Below are 24,596 nucleotides of genomic sequence, written 5' to 3' on the forward strand. Positions count from 1 at the left end.
GAGGAGGGGGCCTGGGGGCTCGTGGCCCTCACCGTGCGCGATGACGGGTGTGGGATTCCGAAGGAGCGCCTCAACCAGGTGTTCGACCCCTTCTTCACCACGAAGAAGCGCGGGCAGGGCACGGGGCTGGGGCTGACGATGGTGGCCCACGTGGTGCGCAACCACGGGGGGCGGGTGGAACTGGAGAGCACGCCGGGGCAGGGCACGCGCGTCACCGTGCTGTGGCCCGTGGCCCGGCCCGTGCCAGAGGAACGCAATGCCGAGCGACAAGCCGTCTGACACACGTATCGACGCACGGGTGCTGGTCGTCGATGACCACGTGGAGATGGGGCGCATGCTCCAGGAGCCGCTGGCCGACGCGGGCTGGACGGTGGACCTGGCCACGGGCGGACAGGAGGCGGTGACGCTCCTGCGCTCGCGCGTGTACGACGCGGTGCTGAGCGACCTGCGCATGGAGCAAGTGGATGGGCTGGACGTGCTGGACGCCGCGCGCGCGGTGGATCCGGAGCTGCCGGTGCTGCTGATGACGGCTTTCGGCGGCGTGGAGAGCGCGGTGGAGGCGATGCGCCGGGGCGCGTACCACTACTTCACCAAGCCCTTCCGGTTGGATGAGGTGCGGCTGTACCTGGGCCGCGCGCTGGAGGACCGCCGGCTGCGCGCGGAGCATCGGGCGCTGAAGCAGGCCTCGCAGGAGCGCTCCGGGCTGGGCGCGATGGTGGGACGCAGCGCCCCCATGCGCGGGCTGTACGAACTCGTGGACCGGGTGGCGCACGCGGCGGCCCCGGTGCTGCTGCGGGGCGAGAGCGGCAGCGGCAAGGAGCTGGTGGCCCGCGCGCTGCACTTCGAGGGCCCGCGCGCGCCCGGTCCCTTCGTGGCCGTCAACTGCACCGCGCTGCCGGGGCCGCTGCTGGAGAGCGAGCTGTTCGGCCACGTGAAGGGCGCCTTCACCGGAGCCACGTCGGTGCGGCGCGGCCTGTTCGTGGAGGCGCACGGCGGCACGCTCTTCCTCGACGAGATTGGCGACATGCCCACGGAGCTCCAGGCGCGACTGTTGCGCATCCTGGAGGACGGCGAGGTCCGCGCGGTGGGCTCGGACGCGCACCGCACGGTGGACGTGCGCGTGGTGGCGGCGACGCACCAGGATCTGGAAGCGCGCGTGCGCGAAGGCCGCTTCCGCGCGGACCTCTTCTACCGGCTCAACGTCGTCACGCTGCGGGTGCCGTCCCTCAAGGAGCGGCGGGAGGACATCCCGCAACTGGTGGAGCACTTCACCGCGCGCTCCCGGGCGCGCAACCCGCGCTCCCGCGTGACGGTGCTGTCCCCGGAGGTGGTGGCCGCGCTGGGCGCCATGCCCTGGCCGGGCAACGTGCGCGAATTGGAGAACCTGGTGGAGCGACTGGTGGTGCTCGTGCCCCGGGAGACGGTGGAGCTGGAGGACCTGCGGCCGCACGTGCCGGTGGCGGAGCCGGAGCCGCATCCGCTCGCCCTGGCCCAAGAGGGCGTGTGGCCCCTGCGCCGGCTGGAAGGCGAGTACATCCACTGGATGGTGCAGCACTGCGGCGGCAACAAGACGCGCGCCGCGGAGCTGCTGGGCATCGACGTGTCCACCATCCACCGCCGCGAGCGGGAGCGGTAACGACAGGCTGTTCCCCTGAATCGATAGCACACGCAGGAGGTGTGCCGATCAGTCCCCCTGGCTTGAAGTCCAACGCATATGACTCTCTCCTGTGGTGGCCTCGCCACAGGACTTCAATCCGCTTACGTCTATTATTGTCGCGAAAGTCCTGAGTGGTCTTAAGCAGACCTATGCCTGCTGCACATGCGTCTCGCTTGTTCGGTGCTTGACGCAGGCCCAACTCGTCCAAGAGCCGCGCCTGGAGCTGTTCCCACACGCCAGCGCGGGTCCATTCCTCCAACCTGCGCCAGGCCGTCATGCCCGACAGGCCGAACTGCTTTCGAGGCAGCATCTCCCATGGGATGCCGCTCCTCAGCACGAAGACGATGGCCTTCAGCGCAGCCCGGTTGTCTGCCCGAGGGCGGCCTGGCTTCGTCTTGGGCCGGGGCGGAGGCGTGACCATGGTAAGAGGGCCCTGAGCTCCGGCTGGGATCGCCCTGGCTGCTCACGCCCGTTCTCCCCTCTGCCCAGCCGACTTGAAGACGTCATTGACGGCCCACGCACAGGGTCGAGGAAGAGAGCCATGGTGCGCACGCTGGATGAGAAGCCGCGGGGTGCCGAATCCCCGCTCGATGTCGAGCAGGACGGAGCCTCGCGAAACTCCATGATCGCGGCGGAACCGTGACCCGCCCGAACCCGGCGCAGCTGGAGCGGGCCCGGCGATTGCTGGCGCACGAGGGTGCGGCCGGCAGCGCGGGCGAGCCTGCGACGACGGCCGCCAGCCGTGTCTACGACAAGATCGATGCGCACATGGCGCCCCTGGTGGGCTCCATCGGCGTCCAGCTGTTGTTCATGAGGAGCGCAAAGCTGGCGAAAGGCGATTTCGAGTGCTTCGCCGAGGTCTCCAGCCTCGAAGGCTCGACGAAGCTGCGCGAGCGGCTGCTGGCCAAGGATCCCGCCGTCACCATGGAGTCGGCCGCGATGCTGTTTGCAACCTTCTTCGCGCTCCTCACGACCTTTATCGGAGAGCGACTGACGAACCAGGTACTCCGCAGCGCCTGGCCGACACTCGAAGGGGCGGCACCCTGGGAGACAAACGAATGAGCGACAGCGTTCCGATTCGCAAGCTGAGCACCGGGGTGCCGGGGCTCGATGAAGTCTTGGGCGGCGGGATTCCGGAATTCTCCTTCAACCTGATCGGCGGCGGCCCAGGCTGCGGCAAGACGACGATGGCGCATCAGATCGCGTTCGCGAACGCGAGCCCCGAGCGGAGGGCGGTGTACTTCAGCATCATCGGCGAGCCTCCCATCAAGATGCTTCGCTATCAGCAACAGTACGACTTCTTCGACGCCGCCAAGGTGGGCGACGGCACGGTTCGCTTCATCCACCTCGGCCAGCAGGCGCTCGAGGGAGGGATGGGGAAGGTGCTGGAAGCCATCGTGCAGGAGATCGAGAAGTCGGCTCCGAGCATCGTCGTCGTGGACTCCTTTCGGGCCATCATGCGAAGCACGCTCGCCACCGGGCCAGGCGGCGAGCGTGAGCTGTCGGACTTCATGCAGCGCCTGGCGCTGACGCTCACCAGCTACGAGGCCACCACCTTCCTCATCGGGGAGTATGCGGACGGCGAGCATGACAGCGCGGTGTTCACGGTGGCCGACGGGCTTATCTGGCTCTTCCAGGCCATCGATCGCAACTCCGTCGTGCGCAAGCTGCAGGTGATGAAGATGCGGGGCCAGGGGCAGATCCCCGGCCTGCACACGGCCCGCATCACGGGCGCGGGCTACAGCGTCTTCCCCCGACTTCTCAAGCCGGCGGAGCTCATCGCCAGGCACCCGCTCGAACATCGCCTCTCGACCGGAGTGCCAAGCCTCGACGAGATGTTGGGGGGTGGCATTCCGAGCGGGTACTCCACGCTCATCGCCGGGCCTTCGGGTTCGGGCAAGACGGTGCTCTCCAATCAATTCATCGTCGAGGGAGCCTCGCGCGGCGAGAACGGGATCGTGGCCATCTTCGAGAAGCGGCCCAACGACTATCTCCAGACCACGCCGCGCGGGCAGGAATTCGAGAAGCTGGTCCGCGAGAAGCGGTTGGAAGTCCTCTACCTGCGCCCGTTGGATCTCTCGATCGACGAGACCTTGCTGGAGATTCAGAATGCCGTGAAGCGCCTGGGCGCCAAGCGGGCGGTGATCGACTCGCTGTCCGGTCTGGAGCTGGCGCTCGCGCCCACGTTCCGAGAGGACTTTCGCGAGTCACTGTACCGGATGATGGGAGCGCTGGCAGGGCTCGGCGTCACGGTCCTGGCGACGGTGGAGATGGCCGACTCCTACAACGATCTTCGGTTCAGCCCCCAGGGCATCGCGTTCTTGACGGACGCCATCATCATCCAGCGCTACGTCGAGCTCGACGGGCAGCTCAAGCGGGCAATGGCGGTCGTCAAGGTGCGCTCCAGCCAGCACAGCAAGGACCTGAGGGAGTACGAGATCTCGTCGGACGGCGGGATCGCCGTGGGCCGGGCGCTCAAGGGGTTCAAGGGCCTGCTTACAGGCACTCCGAGCGGCGAGGACAGAGGAGGCGGATGACGAAGCAGGAACTGGAAGCGCCCTCCTGGCGCTAAACGGGTACATGCGCGTGCACAAGGGGCGAGTCATGACAAAGCAAAGCATCACCGTCGAGCTGGACGACGAGACGATCCGCTGCCTGTCCGTGCTCGGCCCGCCGACCGACGTGCTCGCGCGTCTGGCGTATTCCGCCGCCGAGGGCGTGCTCCACCCCAGCTACCCGAAACGCGACCAGACCGACAAGAGCCTGCGCGTCGAACGGAACAAGTCCGACGACCGCGATGAGGGGAGGCGCAAGCTCCTGGCGGTCGAACGCGAGTCCACCGACAAGGATCTGAGCGGCGAGCGCTCTCACTCCGATACGGTGTTCGTCGACCAGCGCGAAGCGAACGAGCGGATGGTCGGCGCAACGATTCAGGCGCAAGAGCTGGCGGACTTGGCGGACGCGGCCAAGGAGCGCGCGGAGAAGAGCGAGCGCGAGCTGCGCACGGTGGCCGAGTTCCGGGAGATGTTCATTGGCATCCTCGGGCACGACCTGCGCAACCCGCTGGCGTCGATCGCCATGGCCGCCGCGTCGCTGCTTCGGCGCGGACATCTCGACACGCACGACGCGGAGATGGCCGCGCGCATCATCCGCAGTGGCCAACGCATGAGCCGGATGATCACCCAGCTGCTCGACCTCACGCGAGCGCGTCTTGGTGGAGGGTTGTTGATCGAACCGAAGCCGGCCGACCTGCGTGAGATCTGCCAACGCGTCGTCGAGGAGTTCGAGGCGACCCTTCAACTGGAGGTCGAAGGCGACGTGACAGGCGCCTGGGACGCGGATCGTCTGGCGGAAGTCTTCTCCAACCTCACGGGCAACGCCATCCAGTACGCCACGCCTGGGACGGGCGTGGTCATCAAGGCACGCTCCGACGGAGCGGCCGTCGTCGTCGAGATCAGCAACCAGGGCGAGCCCATTCCCGCGGACGTCCTCCCGTTCATCTTCGAGCCGTTCCGCCGAGCGCGCCATCACGAGAAGTCGGCGAGCGGGAATCTCGGCCTCGGCCTCTACATCGCCCACCAGATCGTGCTCTCGCACGGCGGCACGCTCGAGGGGCACTCCGCTGACGGCACGACAACCTTCGTGGTGCGCCTGCCACGCCGTCCTCCCGGCGCTGGCACGTCTTGATCCTGTAGGCTCCAGCGCGGACAGCGTCCGCGGGCGCGGGCCCATCGTGCACGGCGTTCGCCGGACGGATACCGGGGGCCTCAGCTGCGCGTGAAGGGCCAGACGAGCGGCACCGCGAACGTCAGCAGCACGAGCATCAGCACGGTGAGCGGTGTGCCCACCCGCAGGAAGTCGACGAAGCGGTAGCGCCCGGGGCCGTACACGAGCGCGGCGGACGGCTCCAGGGGCGTGAGGAACGAGCACGACGCGGCCAGGCAGATCCCCACGGCGAAGGCCCGTGGGTCGAGCCCCATGTCCATCGCGGCGTGGATCCCCACGGGCAGCATGATCAGCGCCGCTGCCTGGTTGCTCATGGGGATGGAGAGCAGGACGGTGACGATCATGATCACGCAGAGCACCCCGCGTGGCCCGATGACGCCCGCCAGCGGAAGCACGGCCCGCGCCAGGACCTCTCCCGCGCCGCTCTTCTCCACCGCCTGTCCCAGGGCCAGCAGCGCGCCGATCAGGATGACGACCCGCCAGTCCACGCGGAAGGCCGTGCGGGTGTCGACACAGCCTGTCGCGATCATCGCCAACATCCCGGCCAGCCCCGCGATGGCGGGCGAGGTGATGCGCAGCCCCGCGACGAGGACGGTGCCCACGAAGATGAGCACGGCGAGCAGGGCGCGCCGGTAGCGCGGGCGCTGGTATTCGACGCTGCCCAGCACGGTCAGCTCCTCGTCCCGCGCGAGCTCCTGGACCCGCCGCTCCGGTCCTCCCACGAGCAGCAGGTCGCCCACCGACAGGGAGATGTTCTTCAGGGCATCCCCACCCGCGAGGCTCCCCATCAGGTTCAGGTGGTGGTGCGAGCCCTGAAGCGTGGGGTGGCGGTGGATGGCCATGGCCACGAGCCCGTAGCGCTCCGCGAAGCGGATGTCCCGCAGGGACCTGCCGGCCAGCGCCGACGTCGGCGGCACCGACACCTCCGTGAGGGTGTGGGATTGGCGGGGGTCCTCGGGGATCCGGAGGTCGGCGCTGAGGCCGATGCTGCGCAGGTCCTTCACCCGCAGGATGTCGTCCAGGCTGCCGGCGATGATGAGGTGCTCCCGGGCCTCCAACAGCTCCCGGGGGTCGGGAGGCCGCATGACCCCCTCGCGCACGACGCCGCGCACCGGAACTCCCAGCCCTTCGGTGACGTAGCGAAGCTCCTTCCCGATGAGCCGCGAGCCCGGTGTGAGCACCGCCTCCGTCACGTACTCCCGCTGGGGCAGCGCGCCCGCGGCCTGCTCGCCTTCACGCGCGGGCAGCAGCCACCGCATGAGCACCAGCGTCACGCCGACCCCGATGATGGCGAGCGGGAGCCCCACCGGCGTGAGCTCGGTGAAGCCAAGGCGTTCGAGCCCCCATTGCTCCATCGCCGCGCTGACGACGAGGTTGGTGGACGTGCCGAACAGGAAGATGGTTCCCCCCAGCATCGAGGCGAACGCCAGGGGCATCAGCAGCCTGCGCGAGGACACCTTCGTCCGCGCGACCGAGGCCGTCGCGACGGGGAGGAACGCCGCCGTCACCGCCGTGTTCGACGCCACGGAGGAGAAGGCGCAGACGGCCACCAGCAGCATGACGATGAAGGCCTGGGAGCTGAACCGCGCGAGGAACAGCAGCCGCCGTCCCACGAGCTGCATCACCCCCGTCGTGCTGAGCCCCTGCGTCAGCGCCAGGAGCGCGAAGATGAAGATGGCCGTCTCGCTGGAGAACCCGGAGAGGGCCTCCCGCGGCGTCAGCAGCCCGCTCAGCACCAGCAGCACGACGATGGCGAGCGAGCTCACCTCCGTGGGGATGCGGTCGATGGAGAGCAGGACGATGGCGACCACCACCACGCCCAGCGCGAGTGCCACAACCATGGCTGGAAGGTGGGGGGAGGCTGGGGTGGGAGCAATGCAGCGGGCCCCCGCCCCCGGCGACGCGTCAGGCGGATGCCCGTCTGCTCAGGCCCTGCCGGGCGTCCGCGGACTGTTCCGGGGCCCCGAGCGCGAGCCACCGTCCAGGCGCGTGATCCGCTTCCCCCTCCAGGGCTGGACCCACGTTCGGCGCCGGGGTGCTTCCACGCGCGGGTGGAAGCGGGAACCCCGGGGGTGGGAGCGGCGGAGGATGGCCTTCGCCCGCCGCGCGTGCTGCTCGGCCGCCACGCTCCGGAGCCGATGGATGCGTTCGTCGAGGATCCCCTCCACGGCGGGCACGGTGAAGGGGAGGCCCACGTCGGAGCGCCGTGAAGGCCCGCGCTCCCGCAACCGGGCCAGCAGCGCGGCGAGGTCGTGCGCATCCCCCAGGAGCCTGGCGGCGGCGCGGTCGGCGACGAAGTCCCGCTCGGGCGGAGTCCCCACCCGCCGCACCATCCTGGCGACCCACTCGGGGCACTTCGCGCCCCGCACCGTCATCGCGACCAGCGCGGCGACGAGCGTGGCCCGGCGCGTGTGGCCCTTCGCGATGTGCGCGAGCTCGTGCGCGACCAGGGCGCAGAGCTCCGCCTCATCGAGCTCGTCGAGCGCGGCGCTCGTGAGGACGAGGTGGGCGGCCCGGGGGCCCGCGCCAAGCGAGAAGGCATCCGGCTGCTCGCGCCGCATCACATAGAGGCGGGGGCGCGGGACCTTCGCGGCGATGCTGAGGTGGGCCAGCAACGTGTGGAGCCGGGGCGCCTCCTCGAAGTGGAGCCGGCGCGCGCCATGGCGGCGCAGCACGAAGGCGTCCATGCGCGTGTAGAGCCAGCGCCCGAACCCGGCCAGCGCCATGAGGGCGGACACGCCGTGCAGGCCTTCCAGGGTGAGCATCAGCCCCAGCAGCGAGGCCGTGAACGAAGCGATGGCGGAGGGGATCCACATGGGCATGCTCCTTCCTGGCGGTGGACGGTGGGACGACGACGGCACTCAGGAGTCAACACCGCGCGCGGCGTGCCTCATCCCAGCCGACCGGGCGCAGGGCTGCTTCAAGGCTGCTTCCGGGCCCGGGTGGCTTGACGCGCGCGAGGGGCAGGCCCATCGCAAGTAGATGCCTTCGTCGCCGCCACGCAGGACCGACGTGTCCTGGAAGATGCTCGTCGTCGCCTTCGCCGCCGTCGTCGGGAGCTTCTTCGCGACCACCTTCATCGTGCAGCGCTCCTCCGCGGCGGTGGGCGGGCTGTCCGAGGACATCATCTACAACTCGGCGCCGAGCATCGAACACCTGGCGCTCGTCCGCAGGTCCGTGCTCGAGGTCGAGCTGCTGCTCGCGCGGTTCATCAACGAGCCCCAGCTCCGGCCGGAGCTGGGCCGGGACCTGGACGCGGCCCTGGCCCGTGCCCGGCGGGGCATGAGCGGGTACATGGCGCTGACGGCCTTCCCCGGCGAAGAGTCGGTGCGGATGGACATCCAGGAGTCGTGGCTGGGCTTCGACAACGCCGTCACGCGCGCGCGCACCGTGACGGAGTCGGACCCGCGGGCCGGTGCGGGGGGGCTGTTCGACGAGCAGATTGAACCACCGGGTCGGCGCCTGCTGGAGGACGTCACGCGCGCCATTGAATACAACGCGGTCCGCGGGCGCGAGCTGGCGGAGCGCATCCGGGAGACCCGCCGGAGGACCGTGTTGCTGGCGACGGGCCTCAACGTGATCTGCGGCATCCTGGCCGTCGTCGTGGCGCGGCTGCTCCACCGCGAACTCCAGGCGCGGCGTGCGCTTGTCGACGCGCACACGAAGTTCCTCGAAGCCCGCGCCGAGGAGCTGGAGCAGTTCGCGGGGCGCGTCGCCCATGACATCCGCAACCCGCTGTCCTCGGCCCGCATGGCCGCCGAGCTCGCCGTGCGGAAGAGTCCGGACGACACCTCTCGCGAGCCCCTCCGGCGCATCATCCGGAGCCTGTCGCGAGCGGACGCCATCACGGGCGCGCTCCTCGACTTCGCCCGCTCTGGCGCGAGGCCGGATCCGGGGGCGCGGGCGGAACCCCGGGCGGTGATTGCGGACCTGCTGGGCGGCTTCGCGGCGGAAGCGGAGCAGGCCGACATCGAGCTGAGCTGCGAGCCCGTGCCGCCCGTCCTGGTCGCGTGCAGCCCCGGCGTCTACCTGAGCCTGCTGGGAAACCTGGTCCGCAACGCCATCAAGTACATGGGCGACACGCCCACCCGGCGCATCACCGTCCAGGTGACGGAGGAGGGCGCGATGATCCGCACGGACATCCGCGACACGGGCCCGGGCATCGCCCCGGAGAACCTGCCCTCGTTGTTCGAACCGTACTTCCGCGCGCACGGGAGCGTCGCGGAGGGGCTCGGGTTGGGGCTCGCGACCGTCAAGAAGCTCGCGGAAGGGCACGGGGGGCGCGTGGGCGTCATCTCCGAGCGGGGCCGGGGCAGCACGTTCTGGTTCGAGCTGCCGCGCGCGGGCTCGCCGTGGGAGACGGTCACGGACGCGTCACGCGCTGCTTCAGGGTCCGTTCTCCAACACTAGCGGCGCGCGCCTGGCCCAGTCTGGCAATCCGCCACGGCGTCCTGGCGGATTGCCAGGGTCCACTGGCGATCACCCGTCGGCCCCCGGGGACGGTGGTTCCGGCATGGACGTTGCTGTGGTGTGGGGACGTGGCGTCCCTGCGCACAACCCGGGCCTTGCTGCTCGGGGCGGATGAGTCCCTGGCATCGTTGCTGGCCGACGTGCTGGGCGACCTGGGCATCGCCCTGTTCCTGGACGTGGCGGACGCGGCGCGGCCGGACCTGGTGCTCGCCCACGTGGAGCGCGGCGAGGCCATCCTCCCCATCCTGACGCGCGCGCGGGCGTGCGCCGCCGCAGTGCCCATCCTCGTCCTCCTGCCCTTCGCGGACGAGCGCCTGGTGTCGCGCGCCCTGTGTCAGGGGGCCCGGGCATGTTTCGCCCTGGGCCGTCCGCTCGAAGAGCTTCGCACCCTGCTGCGCACGCAATTTCCCTCGTTGGAGACCACCCATGGGTGAACCAATGGCCGTCGTCACCGTCCTGCACTCCGTCGCCCCCTTGCGTGAAGTGGAGCGCCGCCCCGTGCCCGTGTCATTGCCGGAGCCGGTGGAGCCCGGCGAGCGCCCCCTCTTCCAGGCGGGCCAGGTCCGCGTCACCCCCGAACGGCTGGTGGTGGGCGGCCGGGCCTGGGCGCTCAGCGACGTGCGCCAGGTGGAGACGGTGCGGCGCACGCCGAAGCTGTGGCCGTGGCTGCTGGCGGTGGGGCTGGGCGGCGCGGTGGGACTGCCGCTCCTGTCCTGGCTGTCCGTCACCGTGACGGCGATGCGGGGCGCCTATGAGGCGGGGCTCGTCCTCACCGCCGTGGGCCTGTTCTGCTCCATCGCCGCGGTGCTGCTGGTGGAGGACACCCACTACCTGGTGCTGGGCCTGCCGGGGGGCGCGCGGCGCGTCTTCGGCAGCCGCGACGCCCAGCTCATCGCGCGGCTTGCTGGGACGGTGCGGCAGGCGCGTCGCCCTGCGTGAGGCTGTCGCGCACCTGGGCGACGAGCTCGAAGGAGCGCAGCCGCGCGGCATGGTCGTGGATCTGCGCGGTGACCATCAGCTCGTCGGCGCCCGTCTGGGCGATGAGCGACTGGAGGCCCTCGCGCACCGTGTCGGGTGAGCCCACCACGGTGCACGCCAGCATGTGGTCGATCTCCGCCAGCTCCATCTCGTTGATCTGACCGTCCAGGCTGTCCACCGGCGGCTGCAGCGGGCCCGGGCGGCCCCGGCGCAGGTTGAGGAAGGCCTGGAGCAGCGAGGTGAAGAGGCGCTGTGCCTCCGCGTCCGTGTCCGCGGCGAAGACGTTGACGCCAATCATCGCGTACGGCTTCTGGAGCACGTCCGACGGGCGGAACTGGCTGCGGTACAGCCGCAGCGCGCTCATCAGCTGCGCGGGCGCGAAGTGCGACGCGAACGCGAACGGCAGGCCCATGGCCGCGGCCAGCTGGGCGCTGAAGGTGCTGGAGCCCAGGAGCCAGAGGGGGACGTGGAGGCCCGCGCCCGGCACCGCGCGCACGGCCTGGCCCGGCACGGGGTCCCGGAAGTAGCCCTGCAGCTCCGCCACGTCCTGCGGGAAGGTGTCCGCGGAGCCCATCAGTGTGCGGCGCAGGGCGGCGGCAGTGCGCTGGTCGGTCCCGGGCGCGCGGCCCAGCCCCAGGTCGATACGGCCGGGGTAGAGCGTCTCCAGGGTGCCGAACTGCTCGGCGATGACGAGCGGCGCGTGGTTGGGCAGCATGACGCCGCCCGCGCCTACGCGGATCTTGGACGTGCCCCCCGCGACGTGGCCGATGACCACGGCCGTGGCCGCGCTCGCGATGCCCGTCATGTTGTGGTGCTCCGCCAGCCAGTAGCGCTGGTAGCCCCAGGCCTCCGCGTGGCGGGCCAGGTCCAGGGTGCAGCGGAGGGCCAGCCCCGGGTCACCCCCGGCGATGACGGGGGAGAGGTCGAGTACGGAGAAGGGAATCATCGTCGGAGCCCCTGAACGCAAGGAAGTCCCCTTCGATAGCCGGTTGCTCCTGGTTTTTCACGCCATTGACGCATCCGGCCTTTCGGAAGCGGCCTGGCGGGCAGGGGCCCCGCGCTCAGACGGGCCCGGCGCCGCCCGGACCCCGGTCCGGCTTCGCGCGGGCGAGCGCGGCCCAGGCGCGGGCCAGCGTGCCGTGCGGATCCTCCTCACCCTGCACCGTCACCGCGACGGACACGCGCTCGGGGGCTCCGGGCGTGTCGTGGAACTGCTGGCGCACGGCCTCCGCGCCCACCGCGTCCGCGCCGGGCAGCGCGAGCAGGAGCGTGTCGCCCGTCCAGCGCACCGCGAACCCCGGTGGGGGACACAGCCCGTCCGCGTGCCGGGCCAGCTCCCGCAGCGCCCCGTCCCCGGCGTCGAAGCCGCGCGTGCGGTTCAGCGCGCCCAGCCCCACCAGATCCACCAGCACCAGGCTGAAGGGCAGCCCCTCCCGGCGGCACCGGCCAATCTCCTTGAAGACCCGCTCCTCGCCCACGCGCCGGGTGTCCAGGCCCGTCAGCGGGTCCTGGCGCAGCAGGCCCTCGCGCTCGGCCTTCGGGTCGCCGCCGACGCGCAGGTCCATCAGCGACAGCAGCTGCGCGACACCGCCCGGCACCACGAAGGGGCGCGCCACCCAGCGCACCACGCGCGGCCGGGGCCGCTCCAACGTGAGCGTCAGGTGCAGCCCGCGCGACGCCTCCGCCGCCAGATCCAGCTGCCGGAGCGTGCCGCCGGGGTCCGGGGTCAGGCTCGCGACGTGCTGGCACAGCGAGTCGAAGGCCATGCCCGACAGGCGCTCCTCGGGCAGCCCCAGCAGCTCCGCCAGCGCCGCGTTGGCGGCGTAGGGCTTGCGGCCCGGGGCCACCACCAACACCGGCACGTCCAGGGCGCGCACCGCTTCACGCACGAGCGCCAGGGCGGTCGCCGCGGTGGGCACCGGCTCCGACGGGCCGCTGCCGGGCGGCGCGAAGGAGCGGATCCGGTTCTTCGTCGTGGTGAGCTCCAGGCTCTCCGCCACGCGGCCCGCCAGCTCCCGCAGCGCCGCGAGGTCCTCCGCGCCCAGCATCAACGGCCGCGTGTCGATGACGCACAGCGAGCCCAGCACGTCACCGCCCGCGGTGATGAGCGGCGCGCCCGCGTAGCTGCCGACGATGCCGTCGCGCACGAGCGGGTTGTCGCGGAACACCGGGTGGCGCGTGGCGTCCGGAATCACCATGGCCTCGCGGCCCTGCACCACGTGGTGGCAGAAGGCCCAGTCGCGCGGCGTGCCCCGGTCCCGCGCGAGCGCGCCCCGCAGGCCCACGTGGGCCTTGAACCACTGCCGGTCACCCAGCACCAGCGTCAGCAGCGCGGCGGGCACCCCGAAGGCCTGCGCCACCTCGGAGACCAGCTCCTGCAAGCGCGCGTCGGGCGGTCCTGGATCCACCAGCTTCAGCTCTTCGATGCGCTGCAACCGCCGCCGCTCGTCCTCGACGGGGGTCTCCGGCAGGCCGCCGCCCGCGAGCTGTCCCGCGAGCGCGCGCCGCACGCCGTCGCGCATCGCCTCCGGCCCCGCGCGCCGGCTCAGGAGCGCGTGGATGCCCAGCGCGTCCTTGAGCTGCCACGCGCGCACGCGCAGCTCGTCGAAGGCCGTCACCACCACCACCGCCGTGCCAGCCGCGTCCGAGCGTCCCCGCAGCCACGCGAGCAGCGCGAACCCGTCCACCCTCGGCAGCGCCAGGTCCGTCACCAGCAGCGTCGGGGCTCCGCGCTGCCGCACCTGCTCCTGGGCCTCCGCCCCGTCCCGCGCCACCGTGCCCTCCAGGCCTTCCTGGGCCGCGAGCGCGAGCAGGCTCGCGGCACGGTGGGGGTCGGGTTCCGCGATGAGGGCGTAACGGGCCATGGCTTGCGGTTCATGGTGCCATGCCTTTCCCCGCCGTGTGTAACGGCGGCGCTCCTCTGGGAGACCCCCGGGCCAGGAAGTCGCTGCGCGAAGGCGTGGCGGCTGGCTGCTAGCCCTGGGGGCGGCCCGGCTTGGAGGGCGGTGATCCGGCTCCCTCCTCCGGCGAGGTGGATGCGGGCGCGGCGGATCCAAAGGGGAAGCGGCCGAACAGGCGCTTGAGGGAGTCGCGCTGACGCTGGAGGTCCTCGGTGCGCGCGACGGACTCCGCGAGCGTCACCAGCACGAGCCCGAGGGCTCCGGGCAGGAAGGGCACCACCCAGCCGGGCTCCACCAGCAGCCAGCCCACGAAGGCGGTGTGCGCGACGAGCAGCAGCGCGGCCTGGCCCACCACCGCGCCGAGGGTCCGCGCACGCCCGCGCCGCCACAGCAGAACGGCCAGCAGCACCGCGGTCTCCAGCACGCCCGTGAGCGCGGCCCACCCCGTGGAGCGCAACACCTGGCCGGAGCGCAGGTTGTCCAGCGCGAACGCGTGGATCTCCACGCCCGGCACCGCGAGCTGGCCGGGCAGGGTGCTCTGGCCATGCAGCCCGGTGGCGGTGACGCCCACGAAGACGGTCTTCTCCCGCAGCGCCAGATCCAACCCCACGGACGACGACCCCGCGGACAGCACGTCCCCCAGGCTCACGCGCGGCAGCCAGTCCGGCGAGGGCAGCCGCATCAGGGGCGCGGCGTCATCGGTGGCCGCCACGCGCAGCAGTGCCTCCGACTGCTCCGGCCACAGGCGCAGCGCGGTCGCCAGCGCGAGCGAGGGCCACGCGCGCCCGCCCACCTCCACCGCGTAGGGGTAGCGGCGGATGACGCCGTCCGCGTCCACCAGCACGTTCAGCGTCCCACTGCCCCAGGCCGTCAGCCGCAGCGGCGCCAGGTTCAGGGTCAGCCCCTTCGCCTTCAAACGCAGCGCTTCCGAGGGCAGGGCCACCGGGGCCAGGGAATCCCCATCACCGGGAGGCGCGCCGTCGTGGTCCGACAGCGCCATGCTGCCCAGCACGACCTTGCCCAGTCCGGAGAAGGCCTCCGCGAGCCGCGCGTCCCCGTCACTGGCGTGCAGCCGCGCCTCCAGGTCCGTGGCCAGCTTCGCGCCCTCGGCCGTGTCCGCGAGCCCCGACGTGCGCAGCCGCTCGAGCACGTCCTCGCCCAGGTCCAGCGCGTCTCGGGACTCCGGTTGATCGAAGAGGACGTCCACCACCACCGCGGCAGGGTGGTGCGCCTCCAGCGCGTGGAAGGCCCGGGCCCAGGTGGCGCGCGACAGCGGCCAGCGCTCACCCAGCATCGCGAGCGTGCGGTCGTCGACTTCCACCAGGACCAGGTCCTCGACGGTGGGCAGTGGGGGCAGGAGCCGGCTCACCGTGAGGTCATACAGGGCGCGCTCGCCCGGGCCCGGCGCGCCGCCCGTCACCACCGTGACCACCGCGAGCAGCAGCCCCACGCCAGCGCCCAACCCCCGCAGCACGGCGGGGGAGGACAGCAGGGGCAGGGGACCACGGGCAGGCGGCGTCATCTCATCCCGGAACGTCGAAGCTGAAGATCTTCGAAGGGAAGCCTACGAAGCCATCCGCGTCCACCGCCAGCACCCGCCAGAACCATTTGCCCGCACCCAGGGCCGTCCCGTCGAGGCCCGGCGTCGCCGACTCCTGGACCTTCACGTCGCCCGCGAAGTCCGCGGAGGTCGCCACCTCCACCCGGTACGCCTTCGCCCCGGGCACGGCCTTCCACACGAAGGCGGGCGCCTTGGGGTACACGCCGCCGCGCGGCTGCTCCAGCACCGGCGCCGTCAGCAGGGCGCGCGGGGCCTCCGGAGCCTGGGCCGGCTTCGCCCGCGAGCCCTGGCCCGCGCCCACGTCCACCGAGCCCCGCTCCTCCACGCCCAGGGCCACCTTGCCCTCCAGCGTCTCCACGCGGCTCGTGCCGTCCTCCTGCTGCACCACGCGGAAGCGCGTGCCTCGCACCCCGGCCACCGCGCCGCGCGTGCGCACCTCGAACACGGAGCCCGCGCCGCCGGGCGCCGCCTCCGTCTCCACCGTGCCGCGCACCAGCTCCAGCAGCACCTTGCGCTGACGCTCGGCCGTCAGCTCCAGCAGGCCCAGGCGCACCGCGCTCCCGGGAGACAGGTGCACGCCGCTGCCGTCCGCGAGCAACAGCTCCGCTCGGCCATCGCGGCCCGTCACCACGAGGTCGCCCGCGTACAGCGAGTCACCCACCGCACGCGGCTTCAGCTCCGCTTCGTCGGGCCCTACGGACACCGATCCGCTGGCCTTGCGGATCCGCGCCACCGCCGGCTGCGTGGGCCGCTCCACGTAGGCAAGCTGCAACTGGCCCGGTGTGTTGGGGACGCCTGGGGGCGCGACGAAGGACACCCGGGTGCGGGGGAGGCCGGCGCCCACCAGCACCTCCGCGGCCGCCTTCGCCACCGCCAGCCCCTTGCCCTCCAGCCGCTCCGCGTCCGGCAGCTTCGCGGCCACGGTGAGGCTCCGGATGGCGGGGCGGGCCTTCACCGCTTCCACCACCTCGCGCAGGCAGGCCTCCGTCTGGGGGCCGCCAGGCGCCAGGGGCCGGCCCGTCGTCAGCCGCCCGTGGTCGAACGTCAGCCCGCCGCAGGGGCCGTCTGCCTCCTCCGCGAAACCCACGACGGGCGACGTCAGCAGCGTCAGGGTCAGCAGCAGTGGGGTGGTGCTTCCCCTCACGGCGTCACTCCTTCCGCCGAGCCGGCGGTCTTCAGGATGTTGAACTCCACGCGGCGGTTGTTCTCCCGGCCGTGTGACGTGGCGTTGGTGTCCACCGGCTGCGTCTCACCGTAGCCCGCGGCCTCCAGGCGCGCGTCCTCGATGCCGCCCTTCACCAGCCAGGCGCGTACGTTGTTCGCGCGCCGCTGCGACAGGTCCAGGTTCTTCGCGTCGACACCCTGGCTGTCCGTGTGGCCCTCCACGCGCACCCGCTCCAGCTCCGGGTGCGTCCGCAGGATGGCGATCACCTGCTGCAACAGCACGAAGGACTTCGGCAGGATGACGTCCTCGCCGGTGGCGAAGTACACCTTGTCCAGGATGACGATGCGCGAGCCTTCCAGGCGCACCTTCGACTCGCCCTTGTCCGGGCACCCGTCGTCGTCCTTCTCGCCGTTGATGACCTCCGCCTCCAGCGGGCACTGGTCCGCCGCGTCCGCGATGCCGTCCCGGTCGTTGTCCGGCTCCGGGCATCCGTCCGCGTCCTCGAAGCCGTCCACGTCCTCCGGCGCCGCCGCGCAGCGGTCCTCCGTGTCCGGGAGGCCATCGTTGTCCAGGTCCGCGGGTGCGGGCGGCAGCGAGAGTGCAGGCGCGGGCGTGGCACCGGCCGGCGTCGCTTCCGGCACCGTGTCCGGGCAGCCGTCGTCGTCGTGATAGCCGTTCACCGTCTCCGGCTCCGTGGGGCAGGTGTCCTGCACATCGGGCAGGCCGTCGCGGTCGTCGTCCGGGTCGAGACAGCCGTCTTCATCCTGGAAGCCGTCGAAGTCCTCCGGGCCCTGCGCGCAAGTGGGGGCCGCCTGGGGCTTCGGGCCTCCCGGCGTGAAGTGGAGGCCCGCGAGGATGCGGAACGCGGGCGTGCCGTAGCCGAGCGTCAGGCCCGGGCCCGCGCCCACGTGCGCGGCGAGCCCGTTGGCGAAGCGGTACTTCACCGCGCCCAGGATCTCCAGGGGGAACTCCTCCTCGTTGGACTCCTTCAGGCCCACCGCGCCCGCGAGCGTGGCCTCGGCGGACAGCGCCTGCGTGAGCGGCACCTCCGCGCCCATGCCGAAGGCAAGCTCGTTGCCCACGCGCAGGTTGCGCAGCTGCTCGGTCTTGCGCAGGTTGACGCCCACGTTGGCGAGGAGCCGCAGCGACGACGTGGCCCACTCACCGGCCACACGCGGCTGGAACGTAGGCCCGCCCGCTCCCACGAAGTGCTCACCGCCCGCCGTGGGCAGGGTGAAGGGTGCCAGCACCGCGAGATTCAGCGCGCCCCGCGACAGGAGCGCGAGTTTCGGCACCACGCGCAGGTCGCCCACGCCCGTCGTGCCCACGCCGTTCACGAACTGCTCCGACACGGGGCCCGCGGGCTGTGAGCCGGTGGTCGTCACCGGCAGCACCACGCCCACCTCCAGCCGGTCGAAGAGGGACACCGCGCCCATCAGGTCCAGCGAGAGCTGCCGCTCCACGATGCGGTAGATGAACGCGTCCTCGCGCGGGTCGTAGACGTTGAGCGGATACTGCGCGTGGTTGAGCGACGCACCCAGGTTCCACGTCAGGTGCGGCGCGACGCGAGCGCTGTTCAGCCCGAGCACGTCGTATGCGCCCGGCCCCGGCTTGTACTGCTGCACGTCGATGCCCTGCGACACCGTGACCTGGGCCTCCGCCCGCGATACGGCCCCGAGCCCCAGGCCTACCGCCGCCACCATCGCGAGCCCCTGGCCCAGGCGGACCCGGCGGCGCAGTCCGAGGAACGGCACGGCCAGCAGCCCCCAGCCGCGCATGGAGTGGTGGGATTCCCTGAAGGTCGCGTAGGGGGCGTCGGAGGTGCGGGACATGGAGACCTTCGGTACGGCGTCAGCGGGTTTCAGCGGGCGACAGCAACTGTGAGACGTGCTCGGCCAGGGCCGGCAGGGACTGGGGCTTGCTTAGCACCAGGTCCACCCCCAGCTCGCGGGCGCGCTGGCCCAGCTCCGGGGTGGCGAACGCCGTCATCAGCACCATGCGCGTGGCGGGGGCGGTCGCACGCAGGCGCTCGGCGATGAGGAGACCTTCCTCGGACTGCGTACCGCTCAGGCGCAGGTCGCTGATGACCAGGTCGTACCGACCATGTGTCACCCGCTCCAGCGCCTCGGTCAGGTCCGTGGCGGAGTCGACCTCGTACCCCGCGCTCGAGAAGAAGCGGCCCAGGATCCAGCACAGCACCGTCTCGTCATCGATGATCAGCAGGTTCCGGGGCACGGAGGTCCGCAAGAGCAAGGCCAGGGCCAGCGTGCGGACGAGGGAGACACCCCCCTTCTTTCGGCCACTTGCGGAATGAGCCCCGGCGACAGGTTGGGTTTTGTCCAGGTTCCGGATCCAATTTCCGGAATCCGGATCGCCTGAGGCAGCCCGTAGCCAACGGCATCGCGGCACACGGAGCGGGACGGAGGCCCCGTCGCGGCCCAGGTCGAACGTCGCCAGCGCAGGCGCGTTGTCCACGGGCGGTTCGGGGCGGAAAGACACCTGCGGTGAAGCGGCACTGACGGAAGGAGGAGACAGCATCCCCCTCTTTCCGGTGAATCACTCCCGCATCAGGACCGCGTCCGGCTGCTCCTCGTTGGCCGCGCCGGGGATGAGCGCGGACAGGTGCAGCAGCAGCACTGGCATCAGCTGCGGCTTGGGCAGCAGCTTGGTGACACCGCTCGCCCACGCCAGGTGCCGCACCTCGTCCAGGGGCAGGGCCGTCATCAACAGGATGGGGACCTGCGAGTCCTGCTGGCGCAGCTCGCGGGCGAACGTCAGCCCTTCATCCATCCCAGTCCGGCCAAAGGGATGATCAATGAGGACCGCGTCGAAGAGGTTCGTGTCCAGCAGGCTTCGCGCCTGCGCATCCGTGCGAGCGGTGAGGACGGTGAAGCCCGCGGCGGTCAGGTGACGCGCCGTCGCCCCACGAACCGGGGGCTTCGAATCGAGGAGGAGGATTTTCCCGTGCATGCTGCAACACATTGCAGCGGGTGTGCCATGCCCCCCGGATCGCGCCAATCCCTGTCAATGCGCGGGATTGGCGGGGCAGGGGCGGACACAAGGCCCCGGAGGATTCCAGCTTCTGGAACAGGCTCCAGAATCCGGAAACGGAAGCCCACGCCCTCCAAGCAGGCGCCGTGCGTCGGTCAGGAGCCGCGGTGCTGCCAGCCCTTGAGCTTCGCGTAGAGCGAGCTGCGGGAGATGCCCAGCTTCGTCGCCGCGCGCTCCACGTGGCCACCCTCGCGGGCCATCACCCGTTCGATGTGGCGGCGCTCCAGCTCCTCCAGCGTGAGGTCGCCTCCCAGGGGCTCGTCCTGGGGGGCGGGCTCGAAGCGCAGGTCGCCCCGGGACAGGCGGCTGGCGCCGGACAGGAGCACCGCGCGCTCCAGCACGTTGCGCAACTCGCGGATGTTGCCCGGCCAGCCGTAGGTCATCAGGGCCTTCTCCGCGTCGGGCTCCAGGCCCACCTGGCCCCGGCCACGCGCACCGCCCATCTCCGCGAGGAAGTGGCGCGCGAGCACCGGCACGTCGTCGGCGCGCTCGCGCAGGGCGGGCACGTGGAGGATGAGGGTGCTGATGCGGAAGTACAGGTCGCTGCGGAAGCGCTTCTCCCGCGCGGCCAGGGACAGGTCCTGGTGCGTGGCGGCCACGAGGCGCACGTCCACGCGCCGGTCCTTCACGTCGCCCAGGCGCCGGAAGCGCTTCTCCTCCAGCACCTTGAGCAGCTTGGGCTGGACGGCGACGTCCATGTCGCCAATCTCATCCAGGAAAAGGGTGCCCCGGTCCGCCACCTCCAGCAGGCCCTGCTTGGCGGCCACCGCGCTGGTGAAGGCGCCCTTCTCATGGCCGAACAGCTCCGAGTCCAGCAGGTCCTTGGACAGCGCGGCGCAGTTGAGGTCCACGAAGGGCGCCTCCTTGCGAGCGCCGCCCTCATGCAGCCAGCGCGCGAGCACGCTCTTGCCGCTGCCCGTCTCACCGGTGATGAGCACCGGACTGTCGCTGTCGCGGATCCGCTCCGCCTGGTCGCGCAGGGCCTGGATGGCCGCGCTGGTGCCCAGGAACGGATCCACCCGCGAGCGCTCCGTGCGTGAGCGATCCGCCGCGTGTCGCTGCCGCTCGCGGCGCTGGGCCACCAGCCGCTCCAGCACGACCTTGAGCACCGCCAGCTCCACCGGCTTGGTGAGGAACTGCTCCGCGCCCTCCTTCACGGCCTGCACCGCCAGCTCGATGGAGCCATGGCCGGTGAGCACCACCAGCGGCACCGCCGCGTCGATCTCCTTGAGCCTGGGCAGCAGCTCCATCGCGGTGCCGTCGGGCAGGCGGTAGTCGATGACGGCCACGTCGGGGCGGTGGGAGCGGAAGCCCTCCTGCGCCTCGGCAACGCTGGTGGCCTCGTCCACGTCGAACCCGTGCTGGGTGAGGTAGCCCTTCATGCCCAGGCGGACGCCGGGCTCGTCGTCCACGAGCAGGATGCGGGTGCGGGTCATGACACGAGTGTTTGCGGCGAAGGGCCGGGGAGGGCGGCCGGGGAAAGGGCGGGCAGCAGGATGGTCACCTCGGCGCCTCCGTCAGGATGGTTGGACAGGCGGATGCGCCCCTGATGCTCCTCCAGGATGCGCTGGACGATGGACAGCCCCAGGCCGGTGCCCCCCCGGCGCTTGCTGAAGAACGGCTCGAAGACATGGGGCAGGTCTTCTCCCCGGAACCCGGGCCCCCCATCGTGCACGGTACACCGCACCCAGGTGCGGCCCGCTTCCTCCACCGCCTGCGCGGTGACCCGCACCGTAGCCCCTGGGGGCGAATGCTGCACGGCGTTCTCCACCACGTTGCGGAAGACATGGAACAGCCGCCGCGAATCCATGCGCACCGGCGGCAGCCCCTCCGGCCACTCCCGCGCGAGCTTCACCGCCGCCTTGTCACAGGCCAGCTCGCACGACGACAGGGCCTCCGCCACCACGGGAGGCACCGCGCCCTCGGTCCACTCGCCCCGGGTGGGGCGGCCGTACTCGAACAGCTCCTGGGTCAGGTGGGTGAGCCGGCGTACCTCGCCGCGCAGCACGTCCAGATAGGGCTGCAACTCGGGCCGCGTGCCGAAGGTGGCCTCCACCGCGTCCACCACCGCGGAGATGGAGAACAGGGGGTTGCGCACCTCGTGGGCCACGCCCGCGACGATGGCGCCCATCGCGGCCATCGTCTCGCTGCGTCGCACGTGCGCCTGCAGCTCCAGCAGCCGGGTGATCTCCGTGCCCACCAGGATGATGCGCGGGTCCTCGCTGCCGGCCTCGTCCACCCACGCGGCGCCCAGCTCCCAGGTGCGCCCGGACGCGGCGTCATGCACCTGCCGGTGGGCGCTGCCATGCGTCCGGCGCAGCTCCTCCACCAGGGGCAGCGCGCTGGACCAGGGGGGCGCCCCGTCCGTGGAGGACAGGGGCTGGCCCGTCGGATCCGCTTCGTGGAAGAGCGCGCGGGCGGCGCCGTTGAGGCGTTGGATGGTGCCGTCCGCGCTCAGCACCGCCAGCGGCGAGGACACGGCGTCGAAGGTGCGGCGCCACTCGGTCGCGGAGCGGCGGAAGCTGTCGTGCAGGCGCTGGCGCAGATCATCCGCGAGGCGCCGGTCGGTGACGTCGGTGACGACGCAGCCCAGGTGCACGGCGCCCTGCGCGTCCAGCCCGGAGGCGGCGGCGCGGCTTCGCACCCAGCGGACGCGGCCATCGGCGCAGATGATGCGGTGCTCCACCTCCGCCTCCGCGCCCGGCGCCAACCCTTCGATGCACTCCTGGTAGCGGGCCCGGTCCCCCGGGTGGATCATCTCCGCCCACAGCGGCGCGGGCGTGCCCTCCGCCCCCGCGCGGGTGAAGGCGCTCGGCGGGTAGCCCGTGGTGCGCTCGATGACGGGCGTGCAGTAGAAGTCACGCAACACGCCGCCCCGCAGCTTCCCTCCCCACAGATAGTCCGGCAGCGAGCGGGTGAGCACGTCCAGGCGTCCCTCGTGCTCCTGGAGGGACTGCTCGGCGCGCATCCGCTCGGTGACCTCCGACAGGGACGCGATGACGCCCAGCACCTCACCGCCCGCGCCGCGCACGCGCGAGTAGCTCCCGAACCAGAAGCGCGTCTCGCCCGGGGCGGCGGGGGTCTCCACCTGGAGGCTGACGTCCTGCAACGGGGTGTCCGTCGTGAGGGCGCGGGCGAGCCGGGACGCCAGCTGGGTGCCCAGCGCGGGCAGCACCTCCGCGACGTGGCGGCCCAGGTGCGCGTTCACCGGCAGGCCATTCATCGCGGCGAGCGCGCCGTTGACGTGCACGTACTGGAGGTCGCGGTCGAAGAAGGCGAACCCCACCGGCGTGATGTCCATCACCGCGTCGCGCAGGGCCCGGGCGTCGTCCGCCTGCTGGAGCGCGCGGGTGCACTCGGCGCGCGTCCGGGACTGCGCGCGCAGTGCCACCCCCGCGCCGGCGGCCGCGAGCAGGAACGCGCCTCCCGCGAACAGGGCGATGCGGGGACCAGGTGCCCAGGTGCCCGTCGCGCCCGCGGCCGCGCCCATGAGCGCGGCGCACGCCAGGGCGAACCCGGCGGTTCGGAGCAGCCATTGCGACGGAGTCAGTGGGGGCATGGCGCGCGGGGAGCGCGCGGGAACTCTACGATCCCTTTCATGCACTTGCATCGTCACCCGCGGCGGGCCGGGCGGGCCTTGAACGAAGGTCCCTGCCTGCTCCAGACCCCTGGCGCTGTCGCGCGGCCACGGGGGGAAGCTCCCCTAGACGACGGCCGGGCCCGCGATGATGTCCGGGGGCCCGGGGCGGTTCGGATCATGGGCCGGGGGCTCCTGGATGCCCGGGGTGATCTCAGGATCCTGCTGGGGCGCGGGCGGCTCGCGGCGCCGCGGCTCTCCCGGCGGCGGATCCTGCTCCGGCACCTGCCGGCGGGGCGGCTCGATCTCCGGCGCGGGTTTCGGCTCCGGCTCCGTCACGGGCTTCGTCGGTGGATTCGTCTGGGGATTCGTTGGCATGTGACTTCACTCTGCGCATGCCGCCCCGCCAGGGCACCGGGCGCACGCCCCCTCCCGGTGCGTCTGCGCGCTAGTGAACGACTGCCGCCGCTACCCGCCAGGTGCGGGGGCGAAGGCGTCGGACTCAGGGGGCGCGCTGGTGCGCTGTCGCGCGGCCCACACCTCCACCACCGGCTCGATGCGCGGGGTGAGGTGCAGCACGGAGCCGGGAAAGCAACGCTCCGGCAGCTCCGCGAAGAGCGCGCGCGCCTGTTCGGCCTCGCGCGCGCTGCCCACCGCGACGTGGGGCCGGACGATGAGGTCGGTGAATTGGGCGGTGCCCGTCGGGCCGCCGCTCACCAGCCGGGCCATCGCGGTGCTCTGGTAGAAGAGCACGCCCACCCCGACCTCTCTCGCGCCGTCGAGGAAGGCGTGCAGGGTGCGGCCCTCCACCGCGCCCACCAGCAGCGCTTCGGGCGCCCATCGGCCATCCGGCGCACCGTGTGGCGCGCTCAGCGGAAGGCCAATCGGCACGGAAGGCGCACGGTCGCTCGTCAGCACCGCGCCCCGCTCCCCCTGCCAGTAGAGGCGCGTTTCGTACTCGGTGATGGAAACGGAAGTCATGGGACGTCCCCCGGCAAAGGCGTTTCGCGATGGCGCTTCAACACGCGTGCCGCGCCAATGCTTCGCAAGTCGCGACGTCTTGCCCTTCAGGGCGGGTCCTCCCAGGTAGGGTTGTGATCGCGGGACCACACGCGCCCTGGCCCGGGATGCGGACAGGCACGAACGGCCCTTGGGGGTGATATCGCCGCCGCGGCCTTTGCTTCACATCCAGCACCTCTTGGCCTGACACGGAGGTGGCATGGACGCGAAGCAATGGGGCGGGATTCGGGGTTCGCGAGCGGGATGGCTTTGCCGGGGGGGCTGGCGGCTGCCGGCACCTCCGCGCACGGTGGAGCTGGGGCCAGCAGGGGCCCATGCCGGGCCCGGGCGTCACCGCGCGAGGGGCACTCCCTGCGTCTGGAGGGCCGCCTGCCCACGGGTGGGCGCGCCCACGACGCATGGGCACCGTGAACGCGCATCCTCTTCCTGCTGCATGAATGACGTGAGGCACCCCATGATCGAGGCCTATGCGAGTCAACTGATCCAGGCAC

21 protein-coding genes and 1 pseudogene are annotated in these 24,596 nt (G+C 71.8%); 8 read left to right on the forward strand and 14 right to left on the reverse strand.

Annotation, left to right across the window (positions count from 1 at the left end; genetic code table 11):
• Both D7V97_RS16165 and D7V97_RS16170 read left to right on the forward strand, forming a co-directional pair.
• Positions 1–279, forward strand: a 279-nt coding sequence (locus tag D7V97_RS16165) for a sensor histidine kinase (RefSeq protein WP_147444827.1), incomplete at its 5' end; no start/stop codon positions are given.
• On the forward strand, positions 257–1,636 hold the full coding sequence (locus tag D7V97_RS16170) for a sigma-54 dependent transcriptional regulator (RefSeq protein ID WP_120611538.1): 1,380 nt from the start codon (positions 257–259) through the stop codon (positions 1,634–1,636). The genes D7V97_RS16165 and D7V97_RS16170, both read left to right, overlap by 23 nt.
• A 214-nt stretch (positions 1,637–1,850) precedes the next feature.
• Here D7V97_RS16170 and D7V97_RS16175 read toward each other — a convergent pair.
• Positions 1,851–2,078, reverse strand: a pseudogene (locus D7V97_RS16175) (transposase); the annotation flags it as partial.
• Between the two features lie 218 nt (positions 2,079–2,296).
• Here D7V97_RS16175 and D7V97_RS16180 point away from each other — a divergent pair.
• The 3 genes from D7V97_RS16180 (at position 2,297) to D7V97_RS16190 (ending at position 5,344) form a co-directional block, all read left to right on the forward strand.
• The gene (locus D7V97_RS16180; protein ID WP_120611539.1) at positions 2,297–2,719 is read left to right on the forward strand and encodes a hypothetical protein; all 423 of its coding nucleotides are present in this window, start codon (positions 2,297–2,299) and stop codon (positions 2,717–2,719) included.
• Entirely contained in the window at positions 2,716–4,194 is a 1,479-nt protein-coding gene (locus tag D7V97_RS16185) for an ATPase domain-containing protein (RefSeq protein ID WP_120611540.1), read from the forward strand. Before D7V97_RS16180 ends, D7V97_RS16185 begins: the two co-directional genes overlap by 4 nt.
• A 67-nt stretch (positions 4,195–4,261) precedes the next feature.
• Positions 4,262–5,344, forward strand: coding sequence for a sensor histidine kinase KdpD (locus tag D7V97_RS16190; RefSeq protein ID WP_158623371.1), 1,083 nt, complete (start codon positions 4,262–4,264; stop codon positions 5,342–5,344).
• Between the two features lie 80 nt (positions 5,345–5,424).
• Here the strand turns inward: D7V97_RS16190 and D7V97_RS16195 are convergent, their stop codons facing one another.
• Together D7V97_RS16195 and D7V97_RS16200 are read right to left on the reverse strand one after the other, a co-directional pair.
• Complete coding sequence (locus D7V97_RS16195; RefSeq protein ID WP_120611542.1) at positions 5,425–7,224, reverse strand: SLC13 family permease; 1,800 nt, start codon at positions 7,222–7,224, stop codon at positions 5,425–5,427.
• An 84-nt stretch (positions 7,225–7,308) separates the two neighbouring features.
• Entirely contained in the window at positions 7,309–8,199 is an 891-nt protein-coding gene (locus D7V97_RS16200) for a M48 family metallopeptidase (RefSeq protein ID WP_158623372.1), read from the reverse strand.
• 196 nt (positions 8,200–8,395) lie between these two features.
• On the opposite strand from D7V97_RS16200, the gene D7V97_RS16205 reads away from it, so the two are divergent.
• The 3 genes from D7V97_RS16205 to D7V97_RS16215 all read left to right on the forward strand — a co-directional run bounded on the left by D7V97_RS16205 (position 8,396) and on the right by D7V97_RS16215 (position 10,792).
• Positions 8,396–9,793, forward strand: a complete 1,398-nt coding sequence (locus D7V97_RS16205) for a HAMP domain-containing sensor histidine kinase (protein WP_158623373.1) — start codon at positions 8,396–8,398, stop codon at positions 9,791–9,793.
• Between the two features lie 128 nt (positions 9,794–9,921).
• Positions 9,922–10,287, forward strand: coding sequence for a DNA-binding response regulator (locus tag D7V97_RS16210; protein ID WP_120611545.1), 366 nt, complete (start codon positions 9,922–9,924; stop codon positions 10,285–10,287).
• On the forward strand, positions 10,280–10,792 hold the full coding sequence (locus D7V97_RS16215) for a DUF6232 family protein (RefSeq protein WP_147444828.1): 513 nt from the start codon (positions 10,280–10,282) through the stop codon (positions 10,790–10,792). The genes D7V97_RS16210 and D7V97_RS16215 overlap by 8 nt, the downstream gene beginning before the upstream one ends.
• Here D7V97_RS16215 and D7V97_RS16220 read toward each other — a convergent pair.
• The 11 genes from D7V97_RS16220 to D7V97_RS16270 all read right to left on the reverse strand — a co-directional run bounded on the left by D7V97_RS16220 (position 10,743) and on the right by D7V97_RS16270 (position 24,066).
• The gene (locus D7V97_RS16220) at positions 10,743–11,777 is read right to left on the reverse strand and encodes an LLM class flavin-dependent oxidoreductase (RefSeq protein ID WP_120611547.1); all 1,035 of its coding nucleotides are present in this window, start codon (positions 11,775–11,777) and stop codon (positions 10,743–10,745) included. The genes D7V97_RS16215 and D7V97_RS16220 overlap by 50 nt on opposite strands.
• Positions 11,778–11,892: 115 nt before the next feature.
• Positions 11,893–13,695 carry a GAF domain-containing protein gene (locus D7V97_RS16225; protein ID WP_120611548.1) on the reverse strand — a complete coding sequence of 601 codons (1,803 nt, stop codon included), beginning with the start codon at positions 13,693–13,695 and terminating at the stop codon, positions 11,893–11,895.
• Positions 13,696–13,804: 109 nt separating this feature from the next.
• Positions 13,805–15,253, reverse strand: coding sequence for a CHASE2 domain-containing protein (locus tag D7V97_RS16230; RefSeq protein WP_120611549.1), 1,449 nt, complete (start codon positions 15,251–15,253; stop codon positions 13,805–13,807).
• Position 15,254: 1 nt separating this feature from the next.
• Positions 15,255–16,436 carry a FecR domain-containing protein gene (locus D7V97_RS16235; protein WP_233582872.1) on the reverse strand — a complete coding sequence of 394 codons (1,182 nt, stop codon included), beginning with the start codon at positions 16,434–16,436 and terminating at the stop codon, positions 15,255–15,257.
• A complete protein-coding gene (locus D7V97_RS16240) occupies positions 16,433–18,289 on the reverse strand; it encodes an OmpA family protein (RefSeq protein ID WP_120611550.1) in 1,857 nt (618 codons plus the stop codon). The genes D7V97_RS16235 and D7V97_RS16240 overlap by 4 nt, the downstream gene beginning before the upstream one ends.
• 19 nt (positions 18,290–18,308) lie before the next feature.
• Complete coding sequence (locus D7V97_RS16245) at positions 18,309–18,692, reverse strand: response regulator (RefSeq protein WP_199728831.1); 384 nt, start codon at positions 18,690–18,692, stop codon at positions 18,309–18,311.
• Positions 18,693–19,013: 321 nt separating this feature from the next.
• Positions 19,014–19,427: a response regulator transcription factor gene (locus tag D7V97_RS16250; protein ID WP_158623374.1), complete on the reverse strand. Its 414-nt coding sequence runs from the start codon at positions 19,425–19,427 to the stop codon at positions 19,014–19,016.
• A gap of 176 nt (positions 19,428–19,603) precedes the next feature.
• Positions 19,604–20,944 (reverse strand): sigma-54 dependent transcriptional regulator, encoded by a 1,341-nt coding sequence (locus tag D7V97_RS16255; RefSeq protein WP_120611552.1) that lies wholly within the window; start codon positions 20,942–20,944, stop codon positions 19,604–19,606.
• Positions 20,941–23,067, reverse strand: a complete 2,127-nt coding sequence (locus tag D7V97_RS16260; protein ID WP_120611553.1) for a PAS domain-containing protein — start codon at positions 23,065–23,067, stop codon at positions 20,941–20,943. Before D7V97_RS16260 ends, D7V97_RS16255 begins: the two co-directional genes overlap by 4 nt.
• A gap of 144 nt (positions 23,068–23,211) precedes the next feature.
• A complete protein-coding gene (locus D7V97_RS16265) occupies positions 23,212–23,463 on the reverse strand; it encodes a hypothetical protein (RefSeq protein ID WP_120611554.1) in 252 nt (83 codons plus the stop codon).
• Between the two features lie 90 nt (positions 23,464–23,553).
• Positions 23,554–24,066 carry an OsmC family protein gene (locus D7V97_RS16270; RefSeq protein ID WP_120611555.1) on the reverse strand — a complete coding sequence of 171 codons (513 nt, stop codon included), beginning with the start codon at positions 24,064–24,066 and terminating at the stop codon, positions 23,554–23,556.
• Between the last annotated feature and the right edge of the window lie 530 nt (positions 24,067–24,596).

The organism is Corallococcus sp. CA053C (assembly GCF_003611675.1).
Classification (GTDB): domain Bacteria; phylum Myxococcota; class Myxococcia; order Myxococcales; family Myxococcaceae; genus Corallococcus.

Excerpts from the sequence above, each read along its gene's own strand:
- D7V97_RS16255 (WP_120611552.1), bottom strand. The coding sequence starts at position 20,944 with ATGACCCGCACCCGCATCCTGCTCGTGGACGACGAGCCCGGCGTCCGC.
- D7V97_RS16195 (WP_120611542.1), bottom strand. The coding sequence starts at position 7,224 with ATGGTTGTGGCACTCGCGCTGGGCGTGGTGGTGGTCGCCATCGTCCTG.
- D7V97_RS16220 (WP_120611547.1), bottom strand. The coding sequence starts at position 11,777 with ATGATTCCCTTCTCCGTACTCGACCTCTCCCCCGTCATCGCCGGGGGT.
- D7V97_RS16200 (WP_158623372.1), bottom strand. The coding sequence starts at position 8,199 with ATGTGGATCCCCTCCGCCATCGCTTCGTTCACGGCCTCGCTGCTGGGG.
- D7V97_RS16225 (WP_120611548.1), bottom strand. The coding sequence starts at position 13,695 with ATGGCCCGTTACGCCCTCATCGCGGAACCCGACCCCCACCGTGCCGCG.
- D7V97_RS16185 (WP_120611540.1), top strand. The coding sequence starts at position 2,716 with ATGAGCGACAGCGTTCCGATTCGCAAGCTGAGCACCGGGGTGCCGGGG.
- D7V97_RS16230 (WP_120611549.1), bottom strand. The coding sequence starts at position 15,253 with ATGACGCCGCCTGCCCGTGGTCCCCTGCCCCTGCTGTCCTCCCCCGCC.
- D7V97_RS16270 (WP_120611555.1), bottom strand. The coding sequence starts at position 24,066 with ATGACTTCCGTTTCCATCACCGAGTACGAAACGCGCCTCTACTGGCAG.
- D7V97_RS16215 (WP_147444828.1), top strand. The coding sequence starts at position 10,280 with ATGGGTGAACCAATGGCCGTCGTCACCGTCCTGCACTCCGTCGCCCCC.
- D7V97_RS16260 (WP_120611553.1), bottom strand. The coding sequence starts at position 23,067 with ATGCCCCCACTGACTCCGTCGCAATGGCTGCTCCGAACCGCCGGGTTC.
- D7V97_RS16190 (WP_158623371.1), top strand. The coding sequence starts at position 4,262 with ATGACAAAGCAAAGCATCACCGTCGAGCTGGACGACGAGACGATCCGC.
- D7V97_RS16170 (WP_120611538.1), top strand. The coding sequence starts at position 257 with ATGCCGAGCGACAAGCCGTCTGACACACGTATCGACGCACGGGTGCTG.
- D7V97_RS16265 (WP_120611554.1), bottom strand. The coding sequence starts at position 23,463 with ATGCCAACGAATCCCCAGACGAATCCACCGACGAAGCCCGTGACGGAG.
- D7V97_RS16250 (WP_158623374.1), bottom strand. The coding sequence starts at position 19,427 with ATGCACGGGAAAATCCTCCTCCTCGATTCGAAGCCCCCGGTTCGTGGG.
- D7V97_RS16240 (WP_120611550.1), bottom strand. The coding sequence starts at position 18,289 with ATGTCCCGCACCTCCGACGCCCCCTACGCGACCTTCAGGGAATCCCAC.